Origin of the sequence: Micromonospora purpureochromogenes (assembly GCF_900091515.1) — a bacterium.
GTDB classification, from domain to species: Bacteria; Actinomycetota; Actinomycetes; order Mycobacteriales; family Micromonosporaceae; genus Micromonospora; species Micromonospora purpureochromogenes.
In genome coordinates this window covers 1-16,396 of sequence record NZ_LT607410.1, presented here as the reverse complement: position 1 = coordinate 16,396, position 16,396 = coordinate 1, and the positions used below count along the sequence as shown (strand labels likewise).

Sequence of the window (16,396 nt, the reverse complement as noted above, 5' to 3'; positions counted from 1 at the left end):
TCCCAACCTGTGACCGGCGACACTAGCTTGTTACTCATGCGTAGCACGATGATGGACGCCCCCCTCCAGGTCTCCCGGATCCTCGAACACGGCACCACCGTGCACGGCACGGCCGAGGTCGTCACGTGGACCGGCGGCGAGCCCCGCCGGATGTCGTACGCCGAGGTGGGCCGCGCCGCCGCCCGGCTGGCCCACGCCCTGCGCGACGAGTGCGGGGTGACCGGCGACGAACGGGTCGCCACCTTCATGTGGAACAACAACGAGCACCTGGTGGCGTACTTCGCCGTGCCCAGCATGGGCGCGGTGCTGCACACCCTGAACATCCGGCTCTTCCCGGACCAGGTCGCCTACATCGCCAACCACGCCGAGGACCGGGTGGTGCTGGTCGACTCGACGCTGATCCCGCTGCTGGCCCGGGTGCTCGGCGAGATGACCACCGTGCGGCACGTGGTGGTGGTCGGCGGCGGCGACCCCGCCCCGCTGGTCGCGGCGGCCGGCGACCGGATCACCGTGCACCACTGGGACGAGCTGCTGGCCGGCCGCCCCGACAGCTACCAGTGGCCCGAGGTGGACGAGCGGGACGCCGCCGCCCTCTGCTACACCTCCGGCACCACCGGCAACCCCAAGGGCGTGGCCTACTCGCACCGCTCGATCTACCTGCACTCGTTGCAGGTCTGCATGCCGGAGGGCTTCGGCCTCGGTCCGGTCGACCGGGAGTTGGCCATCGTGCCGATGTTCCACGCGATGTCGTGGGGCCTGCCGTACGCGGCCTTCCTCTCCGGCGCGTCGCTGATCATGCCGGACCGGTTCCTCCAGGCCGCGCCGATCGCCGAGATGATCGCCGCGGAGCGGCCCACCCTGGCCGGCGCCGTGCCGACCATCTGGAACGACCTGCTCTCCTACCTGGACAACCACGACGTGGACACGTCTTCGCTGACGGAGGTGATCGTCGGCGGTTCGGCCTGCCCGCCCGCGCTGATGCACGCGTTCGCCGAGCGGCACGGCATCGAGGTCATCCACGCCTGGGGGATGACCGAGATGTCCCCGCTGGGCTCGGTGTCCCGGCCGCCGGCCGGCGCCGCCGGCGACGACGCCTGGCGCTACCGCTACACCCAGGGCCGGGTGCCGGCCGGGGTGGCCGCGCGGATCGTCGGCCCGCTGGGCGAGCCGCTGCCCGCCGACGGGACGTCCGTCGGCGAGCTGGAGGTCCGGGGCCCGTGGGTGACCGCACGGTACGTCGGCGACGACAACCCGGACGAGGAGAAGTTCCGCGACGGCTGGCTGCGTACCGGTGACGTGGGCACCCTCTCGCCGGACGGCTACATCACCCTCACCGACCGCGCCAAGGACGTGATCAAGTCGGGTGGGGAGTGGATCTCCTCGGTGGAGCTGGAGAACGCGCTGATGGCTCACCCCGACGTGCAGGAGGCCTGCGTGGTGGGGGTGCCCGATCAGCGGTGGGACGAGCGTCCGCTGGCCACCGTGGTGATCCGCGAGGGCGCCTCGGTGACCGCGGAGGAACTGCGGGCGTTCCTGGCGAAGTCGGTGGCGCACTGGCAGCTGCCGGAGCGGTGGGCGTTCATCGACGCGGTGCCGAAGACGAGCGTCGGCAAGTTCGACAAGAAGGTGGTCCGGTCCCGCTACGCCGACGGCGGGCTCGAGGTGCGGGAACTGACCGGGCCGTAACGTTTTCCGGCGGCTCGTCGCCGTTAGGGGCAGGGACGTACTCCAAGAAGCATCCCTCCCCAGGGGCGGCCCCGGCGTTCGCACCGCGCCGGGGCCGCCCGCTTTTTTGCGGGGCGACCCGCACAGTCATTCTTGCGAAACATGTTCGCCTCTGTCCCGCTGACGGGGAAATCCACCCAGCTCACGGTGTCGGTGCCGGCTCGTACGATCGGCTTGAACCGGCCGCCCCCGGGTCGGCCCGCCGTCGAGTTCGGAGACGTCATGGCAACCCTGAAGACCGCACCGACCGCCGCCAGCGTGGACGACTTCCTCGCCGCCGTGCCGGACGAGACCCGCCGCCGCGACGCCATCGCCGTCCGCGACCTGATGCGGCAGGTCACCGGCGAGCCGCCGACCATGTGGGGGGACGCCATCGTCGGCTTCGGGCAGCGGCACCTGCGCTACGCCAGCGGTCGCGAGTTGGACTGGTTCCTGGTCGGGTTCTCGCCGCGCAAGGCGGCCACCACCCTCTACCTCGGCGAGGGATTCCCCGAGAAGGAGCAGTTGACGGCCCGGCTGGGCCGGCACACCGTCGGCAAGGGCTGCCTCTACGTCAAGCAGCTCGCCGACGTCGATCTCGACGTGCTGACCGAGCTGGTCCGCGCCTCCGTCGCCCAGGCCCGCGCCGAGTGACCGTCACTGCGCGCTGGTGGTGATCAGCACCTTGCCGACCACCGAATCCTCCACCGCCTGGTGCGCGGCAGCCGTTTCGGCCAGCGGGTAGTGGTGCAGGGGCAGGCCGACCTCCCCGCCCACCCGTACGCCGCCCTGTGCCACCGCCGCCGCCACGTCGGTGACCGCCCGCGCCTTGGCCGCCGCCGGCTCGGTGTAGACCAGCACGAACTGCCAGCGGGCGTTGGGCACCATGAGCGGCCGGATCGGCAGGGTGACCTCGGCGCCCCCGTCGTCGGCGTACACGCAGACCGCGCCGCCGGGGCGGAGCAGTTGGACGTCGGTGGCGGCGTTGCGGGCGGCGGAGACCTCGACGATCGTGTGCACCCCCTCGGGGGCGATCTTGCGGACCTCCTCGACCACGTCCTGTTCCCGGTAATTGATCACGAAGGACGCGCCGGCCGCCGCCGCGAGCTGCGCCTTCTCCGGGCTGCTGACGGTGGTGATCACGCAGGCGTCCGCCCAGCGCGCGAGCTGGATCGCCGCGTTGCCCACCGCGCCCGCGCCGCCCTGCACCAGCACCACGTGGTCGCTGAGCGCACCGGCGTGCAGCTTGGTCGGCATGTACTCCCCGGCCGTCAGGCAGCGGTGCGCGGTGAGGAACGGGATGCCGAGGCAGGCGCCCAGGTCGAAGTCGGCGGAACCGAGGCCTACCGCCTGGCGCACCGGGACCACGGTGTACTCGGCTGCGGTGCCCCAGGGGCGCTGCCAGGCGGCCTCCCAGAGCCACACCCGCTTGCCGATCAGGATCTGGTCGACGCCCTCGCCGACCGCCTCGATGACCCCGGCGCCGTCCTGGCCGGGGGTCTGCCAGCCGGCCGGCAGCGGCCACTGCCGGCGACCCTTCCAGTCGGTCGGGTTCACCCCGGAGACGGCCACCCGGACCAGCACCTCGCCGCGCCCGGGTTCCGGCACCGGCCGGTCCACCAGCTTCAGCACCGAGGGGTCGCCGGTCTCCTCGTAGACGATCGCCTTCATCCCCGTCTCCCTCCGACAGTCGCGTCCCCCATCTTCGCCGATCCCGCGCGGGTCGGGGTGGCGTCGCCGGTCGCGATCACCTCCGGCCCGCGCACCCGCACCTCACCGGGGCGACCGTCGACCTCACCCTGTGTGACGTCGCCGGGCTGGAGTGCGGGGTCCGGTGCCGCCCGACCGATCCCGCCGGGCCCGCCGTCCGTATCACCGGATAGCCGGCGGAGGAGGGGTCATGCGGGACGTACCAGAGGTGGCGTCGACGCCACCCGTGACGCTCGGTGGCGGGGCCGGTCCGACCGACGCCGGGTGCGCGGCACCGGCTGAGGCGACCGGCGAACCGGGTCCGGCCCCGGCCGGCGACCGCCGCGACACCCCGTTCCTGCCCCGGTCCAGCCGCAGCCGCCGGATCTGACGGCCGGCCGCCTGCGCCGGGCGGAGGCGGGTCAGCCGAGCCCGGCCACCAGGTCCGGAGTGAGCTCGTGCACCGACGACAGCACCACGGCGGCGAGGGCCGCCGCATCCGGGTCCAGCGGGTACGACCCGTGCGGGATCGCCACCACCCGCATGCCGGCGGCGGCCGCGGAGCGTACCCCGTTGGAGGAGTCCTCCACCGCGACGCAGCGGGTCGGGTCGACGCCGAGCCGGTCGGCGACGGCCAGGTAGACGTCCGGCGCGGGCTTGCCCCGCGCGGTCTCCTCGGTGGAGAGCGTCACCCGGAAGGCGTCGGTCAGGTCCATGGCGGTCAGCGCCGCGGCGATCAGCCGGGTCGGCGACGAGCTGGCCAGCCCCAGCGACCACCGCGCGGCCACCCCGCGCACGACCCGGTCGGCGTCGTCGATCAGGGGTACGTGCCGCGCGTACCGCCGGGTCATCTCCTCGACCACCTCGGTGGCCACCTGCCCGGCGTCGCGGTCGACGCCCAGCTCGCCGCTGAGGTAGTCGGCCCACTCGCCGGTGCTCATCCCCATCAGCCGGCGCTGGGTGTCCGGCTGCCAGGTGCCGCCGTGCGCCGCCACGTACGCCCGCCGGACCTCCTCCCAGACCGGCTCGGAGTCCACGATCACGCCGTCGAGGTCGAACACCACCGCATCCACCGTCACCCGCCCATCCTCCCCGACCGGGGCCGGGGGCGGGGGTGTCAGCCCTGCAGGGCGGGCAGGCCGATCGGGCTGTTCTCCGGGATCACCGTGTGGCAGGCGCGGGCCATCGGTTCGAGCAGTTCGCGCAGGCGGTCGGTGCGGTCCGGCCCGAGGGTGCGCCAGGGGCGGGCGGCGGCGAGGTCGGTGGCATCCTCGACGGCCTGGAACCGGGCCCGCCCGACGTCGGTCGGCTCGCCGTCCGGGCCGAGCCAGCCGCGCTCGGCCAACCGGCCCCGCGCCGCCTGCCACTGCTCCTCGGACCAGCCCCGGCCGAGCAGGTTCTGCAGGGGCATGTCCACCGCGACCCGCCAGGCCAGCGTCTCCACCGGATCGAGGTCGGCGGCGACCAGGGCGGCGACGTGCCCGTCACCCCGGTGCTCGCGCAGCGTGGTGGCGGCCTGCCAGAGCCGGGCCAGCGGGTATTCACCGCGCGGCAGGGCGGCGTTGGCCGCGCCGAGCACCCGGCCGGCAGGCTCCACCGCCGCGGCCGCCTCCTCCAGCAGGTCGGCGGCCTCGACCAGGTGGGACTCGGGCAGCTCGTAGGTCAGCTCGGCGAGCGCCTGCACGGCGCCGGTCAGCCGGGCCCGCAGCGCCTCCTGCGGGGTGGCGAGCCGCCAGACCGCCGGCAGCGCCCGGCTCACCATCGGCGGGGCGAAGTTGAAGAACGCGGCGAGCACCGGGGCCGCCTCGGTGGGCCCGAGCGGGGCGGCCCGGCCGGCGAAGTACCCCCGCCAGTAGCCGCGTAGCCCGACCGCCTCGTACGCGGCGCGGGCGCGCGGATGGAAGTAGGTGACCGCGTGGACGGGTTCGAAGTGCGTCCACATGAGCCGGGCGGTCCGCCCGGGGTCGTCCAGCGCCGGCACGCGTACCTCCACGATGGTGAGGGGTCACCGTGCGGCGGTGTGGACCGCCCACGGTGACCCCGAACCTACTGCGCGTAGGTGACAGCCGGGAAGACCTCTGTGGGCTACTGCACCGCCAGCACGTCGACGATGAAGCGCAGCGGGCCGGACGGCGCGCCCGGGCGCTGCGGCTTGTCGCCGTACGCGAGGTCGGCCGGGATGTCGAGCTGCACCCGGCTGCCCACGGTCTGCCCCTGCAGGCCCTGGTCCCAGCCCGGGATCACGTTGCCCTGGCCGAGCATGAAGGAGAACGGCTCCGAGCGCTTCCAGGAGGCGTCGAACTCCTCGCCCGTCCGGTACGACACCCCGACGTAGTTCACGGTGATCTGCTGGCCGCTCTGGGCGGCGGCGCCGGTGCCCCGGATCAGCGGGGTGGCCTTCAGGCCGCTGAGCTCGCCCTCGCCCTTGCCGGCCGGCGGCTTGGTGCAGAGTGCCCGGTCGGCGCCGTCGGGCAGGGTCGGGAAGCCGCCCGGGCAGCCGGCGGGCGACGCGGCCGGCTTCGCGGCGTCGTCGTCACCGCCCCGGGTCACCACGAAGACGCCGACGATCACCGCGATCACCGCGAGGCCGGCGAGCGCCCCCAGCCAGGCCTGCCGGCGCTTCTTCGCCTCGGCGGCCTTCTGCGCCGCGAGCTGGGCGGCCAGCCGCCGCTGCGCCTTCGTCTCCGGGCCCTGGCCCGCCGACCGGTTCTGCGTACGCTCGCTCACGTCCTCGACTCCCTGCTGGTGTGGGTGGACCGGCCCGACGACCCGCGGCCAGCGCACACGGTACCCGGATCGATGCCGCCGGTGTCCCGTCGCCCGCCCGCTCTCCCACCCGCCGTCCCGCGCCTCCCCGTCATCCCGGTTCGTCCGGGTGCCGGAGCGCTTCCGGCGGTAGGTTCTTGACCATGGCGATCCTCACCGACGAAGACCTGGCCCTGCTCTCCGAGCCCCAGCTGGCCCACGTGGCCACCGTCGAAGCCGACGGCACCCCGCACGTCACCCCGGTGTGGGTGGACACCGACGGCGAGCACATCGTGTTCAACACCGCCCGGGGGCGGCAGAAGTACACCAACATCGAGCGCAACCCGGTGGTGGCGGTCTCGGTGGTGGACAAGGCCGACGACTTCCGCACCCTCTGGGTGAAGGGCACCGCCGAGCTGATCACCGAGGGCGCCGACGAGCACATCGACCGGATGGCCAAGAAGTACCTCGGGCAGGACACCTACCCGTTCCGGCAGCCGGGCGAGGAGCGGGTGATCGTCCGGATCACCCCCACCCAGAAGCTCGGCCGCGGCTGACCCGCCGGCGGGGTCTCCGGCGTACGACGGCGGAGACCCCGGCGTTCAGGCGGTCTTGCGGGGCGCGGCCTTCTTCGCTGCGGCCTTCTTCGCCGGCGCCTTGGCGGCCTTCTTCTCGGCGGTCTTCTTGGCGGCGGCCTTCTTCGCCGGCTCGGCCTTCTTGGCGGCGGCCTTCTTCTCCGCCGCCTTCTTCGCCGGGGCCGCCTTCTTCGCCGCCTTCGCCGCCTGCTGCGCGGAACGGGCCGACGAGATCGGCGTCGGCTCACCCGCGCCAGCGGCTGGCTGCTCGCCCCGGGCGGACCGGGCCCGCTCGACCGAGGCCTTCAGCGCCGCCATCAGGTCCACCGCGGCGGCCGGCGCGGCCTCTACCTCCTCCGGCTGCACCACCTCGCGCCCCTCGACCTTGGCGTCGATGACCTCCTGCAACGCCGCCCGGTAGTCGTCGGTGAAGGCGTCCGGCTCGAACGTGCCGGCCATCGAGTCGATCAGGGAGCTGGCCATCGCCAGCTCCGGGGGACGGACCTTCAGGTCCTCGTCCAGGAAGCCGAAGTCGGGGGTACGCACCTCGTCGGGCCAGAGCATCGTGTTGAGCAGCAGCACGCCCTCGCGGACCCGCAGGGTGGCCAACTGCTCGCGCTGGCGCAGCGCCACCTTGACGATCGCCACCCGCTCCGAGTCGGCGAGCGCGTCCCGCAGCAGCACGTACGGCTTGGTCGCCGAGCCCTCCGGCTCCAGGAAGTACGCCTTGTTGTAGAGGATCGGGTCGACCTGCTCGGCGGGGACGAACTCCAGCACGTCGATCGCGCGCGAGCTGGTCAGCGGCAGTTCCGCGAAGTCCTCGTCGGTCAGGATCACCATCTCGCCGCCGCCGAGGTCGTAGCCCTTGGCGATGTCGTCGTAGGTGACCTCCTCGCCGCAGACCTGGCAGGTGCGCTTGTAGCGGATCCGGCCGCCGTCGGCCCGGTGCACCTGGTGGAATCGGATGTCCTTCTCCTCGGTGGCCGAGTAGAGCTTCACCCCGATCGACACCAGCCCGAAGGACACAGCCCCCTTCCAGATCGCCCGCATGCCGCGCTCCTCTCCCCGGTTCTGCCCAAGGATCCCAAACGATCGAACGGGGCGCACGCTCTTCGCTGCCCAACTACAGTCGAAAGGTGCCCGGCGCGCCGCTGAAGCCGATGCTCGCGATGACCGGGCCGCTCCCGGTGGGTGACGGCTGGGCGTACGAGTTCAAGTGGGACGGCGTCCGGGCGCTGGCCGACATCACCGGCGGCCGGCAGCACATGTACGCCCGCAGCGGCGTGGAGATCACCGCCGCGTACCCCGAGTTGATCACCCTGGCCGAGCAGGTCGACGACGCGCTGCTCGACGGCGAGGTGGTGCTGCTCAACCAGACCGGGCAGCCCTCGTTCACCGCACTGGCCGAGCGGATGCACGTCCGGGACCCGGCGAAGGCGGCCCGGCTCGCGGCGGCGGCCCCGGTGACGTACATGATCTTCGACCTGCTCCGGCTGTGCGGCGAGGACCTGACCGGACGCTCCTACCGGGAGCGGCGGGCGGCCCTGGAGGCGCTCGGGCTCGGCGCGGCCCGGTGGGCGGTGCCCCCGGGCTTCGCCGACGGCGCGGCCACCTACGAGGCGGCCGGCGAGCACGGGCTGGAGGGGGTGATGGCCAAGCGGGTCGACTCGGTCTACCGGGCCGGCGTGCGCTCGCCCGACTGGCTCAAGGTCAAGCTGGAGGTGACCGGCGACTTCGTGATCGGCGGCTGGCGGCCCGGCGCGCGGAAGATCGGCGGGCTGCTGGTGGGGGTGCCCGGGCCGGACGGGCGGCTCATCTACCGGGGCCGGGTCGGCGGCGGGATCGGCGCGGCGCTGGAGCGGGAGCTGCTGCGCGAGCTGGAGCCGCTGCGCGCGGCGGCGTCGCCGTTCTCCGGTGACGTGCCACGCGAGGATGCCCGGGGCGCGATCTGGGTAACACCTTGGGTCGTGGTGGAGGTCAAGTACGGCCAGCGCACGCCCGACGGGCGGCTGCGGTTCCCCCGGGTGCTGCGGCTGCGGCCGGACAAGCCAGCGGAGGAGGTCGACGATGCCGGCTGAGCGGTTCCGGGTCGAGGTCGAGGGGCGGACGCTGGAGCTGTCCAACCTGGACAAGGTGCTCTATCCCGAGGCCGGGTTCACCAAGGGCGAGGTGATCGACTACTACACCCGGGTCGCCCCGGTCCTGCTGCCGCACCTGGCCGACCGCGCGCTGACCCGGATCCGCTTCCCCAACGGGGTCACCGGCGGCTCGTTCTTCGAGAAGAACGCCCCGGCCGCGACCCCCGACTGGGTACGCACCGAGACCCTGCCCGCCCCGGGGTCGAGCAAGGGACGGGAGACCATCGACTACGTGGTCGCCGACGATCTGCCCACCCTGGTCTGGCTGGCCAACCTCGCCGCGCTGGAGCTGCACACGCCGCAGTGGAAGGTCGGCGAGCACCCGGACATGATGGTGGTCGACCTGGACCCGGGCGCGCCGGCGGCGCTGCGGCAGTGCTGCCAGGTGGCGCTGCTGATGCGGGATCGGCTGGCCGGCGACGGGGTGGAGTCCTATCCCAAGACGTCGGGCAAGAAGGGCATGCAGCTCTGCTGCCCTATACGCGGCACCCAGTCCGCCGATGACGTGTCCGCCTATGCGCGTCGCATCGCACAGGAACTGGAGAAGGCGCACCCCAAGCTGATCGTGTCGAAGATGGCGAAGAACCTGCGGCCGGGGAAGGTCTTCATCGACTGGAGCCAGAACAACGCGGCGAAGACGACGGTGGCGCCGTACTCGCTGCGCGCCCAGTCGGTGCCGTCGGCGTCGACGCCGCTGACCTGGGACGAGGTGGAGGCCGGGGCGGCCGGGAAGCGACCGGCGACGAAGCCGTACACGGCGACCGAGGTGCTCAAGCGGGTGGAGAAGCAGGGCGACCTGCTCGCCCCGCTGCTCGAGGGCGGCCCGGAGCTGCCCGCGCCCTGAGGGGCATCCTCGCGGGTCGATGTCCCGATACAGTTGCGCATGGACAGCGGTGAACTCGTCAGCGCACTGCGCACCCTGCCGGCGCTCCAGGTTCGGCCCGACGGTCCCGAGCTGCGCGTGGCCGTGCCGGGGGCGATCGCCATCCGACAGGCCTGCGCGTCGGGGTGGTCGATCTCCAGCAGCAGGGTCTTGTCCGACTGCACGATCAGTGGTCCACCGCTCACGCCAGCGTCCTCTCCTCGGCCGGGCTTGTCGGCTACCCGTCATCGGCGGGGACACCCCCGCCGCAGGCCGACCATCCAGTGTTGCACGGGGTCGGGGGCGCACAGAAAAATGCCCAAACGACGCAACGTTTCCCAACGGCCGAACGTCTACCCAGTGGGACGGCTATCGGGAGGCTCAATGAGGCATAGAGGTTTCACCATCCGGATGGCCGCCCTGGCGGTGGTCACGCTGGTCGGCGCCGGTGGATGCGCGCTCGACCCGCAGGCCGATCCGGGTGGCACTGGAGGAGGGCTCGCCCCGGTCGGCAATGCGGAACAGGTAACGGGGGCGAGCGGCGTCGCGCCGCCCGACCAGCTGACCCAGCCCACCACCCCGGCCCCGAAGCTGAAGGCCGCGGCGACGACGCCGCGCCTCACCACGCCGCCGAAGCCGGAGCGCGGCCGCCGGATCGCCAACCCGACGCCGCAGAACAAGACCCGCTGCGAGCAGGGGGAGTACCAGCGCGAGGTGGAGGGCTACCTCGCCCGGCTGGGCGGGTTCGGCACGGTCAGCGTCGACGGCCGGCAGTCCGACGCCGACTGCGCGGCGATCAAGAAGTTCCAGCAGCGGTACGACATCCGCCCGGCCGCCGGCCGGGCCGGACCGCTCACGTACGACGTGGCGAAGCGGCTGGCGAACACGGACACCAGCCGGTGCAACGCCGGCTCCGGCACCACCTTCTGTGTGGACCTGACCAAGCAGACCACCTGGGTGATGCGCGACGGCAAGGTGGTGGCCAAGCCGACGGTCACCCGCACCGGCATGTCCGGCTACGCCACTCCCGCGGGCACCTACAAGGTCAACCTCCGGAAGCTGAAGGAGTGGTCGGACCCGTACGACGTGTGGCTGCCCTACTGGCAGCGCTTCAACGGCGGGATCGGCTTCCACGAGACCACCACCTACCTGCACAACTCCTCGATCGGCTCGCACGGCTGCGTCAACCTGCTGCACACCGACGCGGTCCGCTGGTGGGAGCTCGGCTCGGTCGGCTCCCGCGTGACGCTGGTCGGCCGCCGCCCCGGCACCTGAGCCGCGGCCCGCAACATGAATCGCCGCCCCGACAGTCCGACTGTCGGGGCGGCGATTCAGGGTTTTGGCCCCTGGGCGGCCAGGAATCCGGGTGCCACGCTGGAGGGCGGGAGCCGGACGGGGCGGGAGGGCTGGCAATGAGCGTCGACCAGGAAACGGCCACCGACGACGAGCCGCCGCCGGCCGACGAGGTCTCCACGGCGACGCTGGTCGGCTACACCGCCGCCGCGCTCGCCCTCGTCGCCTGGTTCCTCTTCGGCTGGCTGGTGCAGCGGCAGGGCTTCGTCGCCTCGGGCGGCGAGACCGCCGGCGCCGCGTTCGCCCTGCTGCTCGCCGTCTCCGTGATCGGCACCGTGCGCCGCAGCCGGCGCTGACCGCTCAGTCCTCCCGCACCGCCGCGGTGATCCGGTGCAGCGCGAAGGTGTGCAGCATCTCCGTCCGGTCGTCCTCGGCGCGCAGGTAACCGGCGCCGATCGACACCGGCCGGAGCAGCCGGGACGCGGTCGCCCCGTGCGCGTCGACGTAGCCGACCCAGACCAGCGCCTTGTCCCGTACCGCCTGTTGCAGCACCGCCAGGGCCTCGCTGTGGCTGTGCGCCGGCATCGGGCCGGCGGCCACCCGGGCCGCGCTGCCGCGCACCACCGCCGGGGCCCGCCGGGCCGCCCGCGCCGCCGCGTCGCCCCGCCGGATCTGCTCCACCACGCCCAGCAGCCGGGGCATCGCCAGCTTCGGCGCGGCCAGCGGATCCAGCGCGCGGGTACTCACCGACGCCCGGGCGGGCGCCCGCCGGGTCTTCGGCCGGGACAGCACCGTCGCGCCGCTGGTGTCCTCCGGCACCGGCGCGTACCCGGCGTCGCGCAGCGCGATCAGCATCCGCCCCACCTGGTACGGGGTGACCAGCACCGTCGGCGCCAGCCGGCGGAACGCCATCGACTCCAGCCGCCGGTCGGCCAGCACCTCGGCGAGCAGCGCCTCGTCGTCGCTGCGCACGTACCCGCCGGCGGAGCCGAGGCGCAGCCCGCCGTGCTTGCGCGCCACGTCGTCCACCAGGTACGTCAACCCCTGCGGGATCGGGGTGCGCGACCGGCGGCGGAACAGGGCGTGCAGGTCGTCGGCGGTGTACCCGGCGTCCAGGGCGCGCCGCACGCTCGCCGTCGTGATCCGGTGCACGCTGGCCCCGCCGGCCGACTCGTGCTCGGCCACCACGTCCAGTTCGGCGGCGAGCGCCGGGTCGGGCGGGCCGGGCACCACCACGCTCAGGTCGGCCTGCACCAGGAAGTGGTCGACCGGGGCGGGCAGCAGCGCGTCCAGCGCCCGCACGGCGTTCGACGGGTCGCCGCTCTCGGCGTCCGAGCGCAGGCCGAGCGGGTCGTCGCCGCCGCGCTCGTCCGCCTCGGTGACGTCGGCCAGCAGCAGCCGCCCGTACGAGGTGAGCGCGCCGAGCCCGGTGACGCCCAGCTGGGCCGCCTCGGCCAACACCTCCCGGTGCGCGGCCTCCCGGCCCCGGCTGCGCCGGGGAGCGCGCCAGTCCAGCAGCTCCAGCACCTCGTCCGGGGTGGGTGCGGTGGCCGGCTCCAGGTCGGCCAGCACCCCGAGCACCGCCCGCCGGGCGGCCGGCGCACCGGCCCGTTCCGCCTCGGCGGAGAGGGCGCTGATCGGCCGGTCCCGGTCGTCGCGCTGGCCGACCAGCCCGACCTGCCGGGTCATCGTCAGCCAGGCCCGGGCGAGCTGCTCCCAGCGGTGGGCCAGCGACATCGCCCGCCACACCTCGTACCCGCCGGTGGGCAGCACCTGCTGGTCGGCGCCGTAGCGGCCGGTGGTGGTCCCGGGCAGGTCCAGCTCGCCGACCAGCCCGGCCGCGTACGCCACCTCGAAGACCAGCGCGGTGGCCGGCTCGTCCAGCCCGACGCCGCGGGCCAGCCGGCGCAGGTCACGGACGCCGACACCGCCCGAACGCAGCACCGGGGCCGGCTCGGCCGCCAGGCTCTCCAGCAGCGCCTCGGTGTGGCGTACCAGCTCCATGGTCTGCCCGGCCCCGGCGGAGTCGACGGCCTTCGGCTCGCGCGGCGGCGCGGTGACCGACGGCGGGCTGGTGCGCAGCGGGCCCAGCGGGCCGCTGTCCCGGCGCAGCAGCAGCCCCACCTCGCGGGGCAGCTCCACGGTGCCGGCCGAGACCGGCACGAGCAGCCGGGCGTCGACCAGCCAGCGGATGGGCGAGCCGGTGGGCGCGCCGCCGTTGGTGGCGTCCGGCGGCAGGTCGTCCTCCGCGCCGACCGGGGGCGCCTGGAGGGCGCCCGGCGGCACGCTGCCCACCGGCGGCCCGGCGGCGAGCCGGTCCAGGATCGCCCGGGCCGAGGGCGGAGCGGCCAGCAGCGTCCGCCGCAGCTTCGCCGGGTCCGCGCAGAGCGCCGCCGTCCGCGCGTCCAGCTCCGCCGCCGGTCGCCCCAGCCCCGCCGGGTACGCGGAGACCTCGTCGACGCTGCCCGCGACGTGCAGGGCGTGCTCCGGGCCGTACAGCAGGAAGCGCGCGCGCAGCCGGTCCACTGCACCCCGGACGGTGGTCGGGGCGGGCGGGTGCGGCCCGGCGGTGGCCATCGCGAGGACGGCGTCGGTGGAGGTGGTGCCCTCCTCGGGGTGCCGGGTGAGTCGGGCGGCGTCGAGGATCTGGAGGGTGAACTGGTCGAGCCCGTCCAGCGCGCGGGCCACGGAGACCCGCGACTCGGCCCGGATGGCGAGGGCGGAGACGTCGGCGGGCACCGGCACCACGAGGTCGGGCCGCAGCTGGAGCAGGGCGGCCAGCGACTCGTCGGGCAGGGCGCGCAGGTGGTCGGCGAGTGAGGTGGTCATCGTCGTTCCACGCTAGCCCGCTGCGAGCCTGTCCCGCCCCTCGGACGTCCGGCTCGGTCCGGCTTGGGCGGGTACGTTCTCGGGGTGCTTCCACTGATGGTCGGTTTCGACCTCGACATGACCCTGGTCGACTCCCGCCCCGGCATCGCCGCCTGCTTCCGGGCGCTCACCGCGCAGACCGGCGTACCCGTCGACGCGGACCTCGCGGTCTCCCGGCTCGGGCCGCCCTTGCGCACCGAGATCGCGCACTGGTTCCCGCCTGAGCGGGTGGAGGAGGCGGTGACGATCTACCGCGAGCTGTACCCGGCGTACGCGATCACCCCGACCGTCCCGTTGCCGGGCGCGCGGGAGGTGGTCGAGGCGGTGCACGCGCGCGGCGGCCGGGTGATGGTGGTGACCGCCAAGCTCGGCCGGCTGGCCCGGCTGCACCTGGAGCACCTCGGGCTGAGCGTCGACGAGGTGGCCGGGGACCTCTTCGCCAAGGAGAAGGCGACCGCGCTGCGCGAGCACGGCGCGACCCTCTACGTCGGCGATCATGTGGCGGACATGGCGGCGGCGGGCGCGGCCGGGGTGCCCGGCGTCGGGGTTGCCAGCGGGCCGTGCAGCACGGACGAGCTGTGGGCCGCCGGGGCGTACCAGGTGTTGGACGATCTCACCGGATTCCCGGCGGCGCTGGACCGGATCATCGGGCTAGCCTTGAGGCAGCAGTAGACGTCTCAAGCGAAGCAGGGGTTCTCAGGTGCCGACGGGTCGAGTGAAGTGGTATGACGCGGCCAAGGGATACGGGTTCGTCACCAGTGACGAGGGTGGCGACGTGTTCCTGCCCAAGGGCGCGCTACCCGCGGGTGTCACCGACCTGAAGGGTGGGCAGCGGGTCGACTTCAGCGTGGTGGACAGCCGCCGGGGCGCCCAGGCGATGGGGGTCAAGCTGCTGGACGCGCCGCCGTCGATGGCGGAGCTGCGCCGGCGCCCGGCCGAGGAGCTGCACGGCCTGGTCGAAGACATGATCAAGGTGCTGGAGGCGAAGGTCCAGCCGGACCTGCGCCGGGGCCGGTTCCCGGACAAGAAGACCGCGCAGAAGGTCGCTCAACTGGTCCACGCGGTGGCGCGCGAGCTCGAGGTCTGAGGGCCGGAGGTCGGTGGGATCAGCCCGGCGTCGGCGGCCCGGCCCAGCAGCGCCTCCACGGCGGCGAAGCCCGCGTCCCCCAGGTCCGCGGTGAACTCGTTGACGTAGAGGCCGATGTGCCGGTCCACCACGTCGGGCTCCATCTCCTGCGCGTGCGAGAGCACGTAGTCCCGGCTGGCGGCCGGATCGGCCCAGGCCTGGCGGACGGACTCCCGGATCCAGCCGGCCGCCGCCACCGGGTCGACGGCGCCCTTGCGGGCCAGGATCGCGCCGAGCGGGATCGGCAGGCCGGTGTCGCCCTCCCACCACTCGCCCAGGTCCACCAGCGCGGTGAGCCCGTGCCGGTGGTAGGTGAACCGCGCCTCGTGGATGACCAGCCCCGCGTCGTACTTCCCGGCGGCCACCGCCGGCATGATCTCGTGGAACGGCACCACCTCGATCCGCGCCGGCGGCCGCTCCGCTGACCAGAGCCGGAACAGCAGGTACGCCGTGGTCCGGTCACCGGGCACCGCCACCGTGGCCCCGCTCAGGTCGGCCCGGTCCGGCCGGCCGGCACCGGCGGTCGCTCCGTCGCCGGCTGCGCTGTCGCCGGCTGCTCTGTCGCCGGCTGCGCTGCGGGTGAGCACCAGCGGACCGCAGCCGCGGCCGAGCGCTCCGCCGCAGGGCAGCAGGTGGTAGTCGTCCAGCAGCCAGGGCAGTGCCGCGTAGCTCACCTTGACCAGGTCGAACGCGCCCCGCTCGGCGGCCGTGTTGGTGACGTCCACGTCCGCGTAGGTCACCTCGACCGGCGGCGCGCCGGGCACCCGGCCGTGTACCAGCGCGTGGAAGACGAACGTGTCGTTGGGGCAGGGCGAGATCGCCAGGGAGAGCGCCACGCTCCCACGGTAGCCCCGCCCGCGCGCCCCCACTCCACCCCGCCCACCCCCCTGTGACCCCACCCGCTCGCCGCCGCCGGTTGCCCGCCGCTGCCCGCTCGCCGCCGCGCTGCTTCCCAGCGCCCGCCGCTGCCCGCTCGCCGCCGCGCTGCTTCCCAGCGCCCGCTGCTTCCCGCTCGCCGCCGCGCTGCTTCCCAGCGCCCGCTGCTTCCCGCCGCCGTCACCTGCCGCCCCTGGTTTGCCGCCATGTCACCCGCCCGGCGTCGCGTCCGGCCCGGCGTCGCGACCCGCCCGGCCTTTCCGCGGCCCCCCGACGGGACGTGAGGTGTGCGTGTATCGCGCTACCAATCTGATGACGTGGACGAATCACCGGCACGACGGTCCGGTGACACCGCGTAGCGCCGACACCTCACAGCCGAGTCCCCGCCACCAGGGCGACGTCGCGGCGGGCGGTGATTGACGCCCTGGCTGCCGGTGCGGGAGTGGACAGCTGCCGGCTTGCCAGCTCCGGGTGAGAAGCGCACTTGGCGTGTCGGTGCCAGGTGCCCGGGGCCGCCGTC

General features: G+C 74.0%; 17 protein-coding genes. 10 read left to right on the top strand and 7 right to left on the bottom strand.

The features are described from left to right. The first annotated feature begins 51 nt into the window (after positions 1–51). Both GA0074696_RS00085 and GA0074696_RS00080 read left to right on the top strand, forming a co-directional pair. Positions 52–1,686, top strand: a complete 1,635-nt coding sequence (locus tag GA0074696_RS00085) for a fatty acid--CoA ligase (RefSeq protein ID WP_172894525.1) — start codon at positions 52–54, stop codon at positions 1,684–1,686. Positions 1,687–1,947: 261 nt separating this feature from the next. Further along, on the top strand, positions 1,948–2,358 hold the full coding sequence (locus GA0074696_RS00080; protein ID WP_088964269.1) for a DUF1801 domain-containing protein: 411 nt from the start codon (positions 1,948–1,950) through the stop codon (positions 2,356–2,358). Between the two features lie 3 nt (positions 2,359–2,361). Here the strand turns inward: GA0074696_RS00080 and GA0074696_RS00075 are convergent, their stop codons facing one another. Next, complete coding sequence (locus tag GA0074696_RS00075) at positions 2,362–3,375, bottom strand: NADPH:quinone reductase (protein WP_088959187.1); 1,014 nt, start codon at positions 3,373–3,375, stop codon at positions 2,362–2,364. 229 nt (positions 3,376–3,604) lie between these two features. Here GA0074696_RS00075 and GA0074696_RS00070 point away from each other — a divergent pair, with 229 nt between their 5' ends. Next, positions 3,605–3,784 (top strand): hypothetical protein, encoded by a 180-nt coding sequence (locus tag GA0074696_RS00070; protein WP_088959186.1) that lies wholly within the window; start codon positions 3,605–3,607, stop codon positions 3,782–3,784. 31 nt (positions 3,785–3,815) lie between these two features. Here the strand turns inward: GA0074696_RS00070 and GA0074696_RS00065 are convergent, their stop codons facing one another. The 3 genes from GA0074696_RS00065 to GA0074696_RS00055 all read right to left on the bottom strand — a co-directional run bounded on the left by GA0074696_RS00065 (position 3,816) and on the right by GA0074696_RS00055 (position 6,120). Continuing rightward, on the bottom strand, positions 3,816–4,472 hold the full coding sequence (locus GA0074696_RS00065) for an HAD family hydrolase (protein ID WP_088959185.1): 657 nt from the start codon (positions 4,470–4,472) through the stop codon (positions 3,816–3,818). 38 nt (positions 4,473–4,510) lie between these two features. Further along, a complete protein-coding gene (locus tag GA0074696_RS00060; RefSeq protein ID WP_088964268.1) occupies positions 4,511–5,335 on the bottom strand; it encodes an SCO6745 family protein in 825 nt (274 codons plus the stop codon). Between the two features lie 143 nt (positions 5,336–5,478). Continuing rightward, positions 5,479–6,120, bottom strand: coding sequence for an FKBP-type peptidyl-prolyl cis-trans isomerase (locus GA0074696_RS00055; protein WP_088964267.1), 642 nt, complete (start codon positions 6,118–6,120; stop codon positions 5,479–5,481). 182 nt (positions 6,121–6,302) lie between these two features. On the opposite strand from GA0074696_RS00055, the gene GA0074696_RS00050 reads away from it, so the two are divergent. Next, on the top strand, positions 6,303–6,695 hold the full coding sequence (locus tag GA0074696_RS00050) for a PPOX class F420-dependent oxidoreductase (protein ID WP_088959184.1): 393 nt from the start codon (positions 6,303–6,305) through the stop codon (positions 6,693–6,695). Between the two features lie 45 nt (positions 6,696–6,740). Here GA0074696_RS00050 and ku read toward each other — a convergent pair whose 3' ends face one another. After that, a complete protein-coding gene (gene ku / locus GA0074696_RS00045; protein ID WP_088959183.1) occupies positions 6,741–7,763 on the bottom strand; it encodes a non-homologous end joining protein Ku in 1,023 nt (340 codons plus the stop codon). A gap of 86 nt (positions 7,764–7,849) precedes the next feature. Here ku and ligD (GA0074696_RS00040) point away from each other — a divergent pair, with 86 nt between their 5' ends. The 4 genes from ligD (GA0074696_RS00040) (at position 7,850) to GA0074696_RS00025 (ending at position 11,362) form a co-directional block, all read left to right on the top strand. Beyond that, on the top strand, positions 7,850–8,791 hold the full coding sequence (ligD, locus tag GA0074696_RS00040) for a non-homologous end-joining DNA ligase (protein ID WP_088959182.1): 942 nt from the start codon (positions 7,850–7,852) through the stop codon (positions 8,789–8,791). After that, positions 8,781–9,695, top strand: a complete 915-nt coding sequence (ligD, locus tag GA0074696_RS00035) for a non-homologous end-joining DNA ligase (protein WP_088959181.1) — start codon at positions 8,781–8,783, stop codon at positions 9,693–9,695. Before ligD (GA0074696_RS00040) ends, ligD (GA0074696_RS00035) begins: the two co-directional genes overlap by 11 nt. A 402-nt stretch (positions 9,696–10,097) precedes the next feature. Beyond that, entirely contained in the window at positions 10,098–10,988 is an 891-nt protein-coding gene (locus tag GA0074696_RS00030) for a L,D-transpeptidase family protein (RefSeq protein WP_088959180.1), read from the top strand. A 137-nt stretch (positions 10,989–11,125) separates the two neighbouring features. After that, entirely contained in the window at positions 11,126–11,362 is a 237-nt protein-coding gene (locus tag GA0074696_RS00025) for a hypothetical protein (protein WP_088959179.1), read from the top strand. A 4-nt stretch (positions 11,363–11,366) separates the two neighbouring features. On the opposite strand, the gene GA0074696_RS00020 is transcribed toward GA0074696_RS00025, so the two are convergent. Then, a complete protein-coding gene (locus GA0074696_RS00020) occupies positions 11,367–13,835 on the bottom strand; it encodes a helicase-associated domain-containing protein (RefSeq protein WP_088959178.1) in 2,469 nt (822 codons plus the stop codon). A gap of 84 nt (positions 13,836–13,919) precedes the next feature. On the opposite strand from GA0074696_RS00020, the gene GA0074696_RS00015 reads away from it, so the two are divergent. Both GA0074696_RS00015 and GA0074696_RS00010 read left to right on the top strand, forming a co-directional pair. Further along, the gene (locus GA0074696_RS00015; protein WP_088959177.1) at positions 13,920–14,546 is read left to right on the top strand and encodes an HAD family hydrolase; all 627 of its coding nucleotides are present in this window, start codon (positions 13,920–13,922) and stop codon (positions 14,544–14,546) included. A 28-nt stretch (positions 14,547–14,574) separates the two neighbouring features. After that, entirely contained in the window at positions 14,575–14,961 is a 387-nt protein-coding gene (locus tag GA0074696_RS00010; RefSeq protein ID WP_088959176.1) for a cold-shock protein, read from the top strand. Here GA0074696_RS00010 and GA0074696_RS00005 read toward each other — a convergent pair. Beyond that, entirely contained in the window at positions 14,922–15,836 is a 915-nt protein-coding gene (locus GA0074696_RS00005; RefSeq protein WP_088959175.1) for a 1,4-dihydroxy-6-naphthoate synthase, read from the bottom strand. The genes GA0074696_RS00010 and GA0074696_RS00005 overlap by 40 nt on opposite strands. Positions 15,837–16,396: the final 560 nt, after the last annotated feature.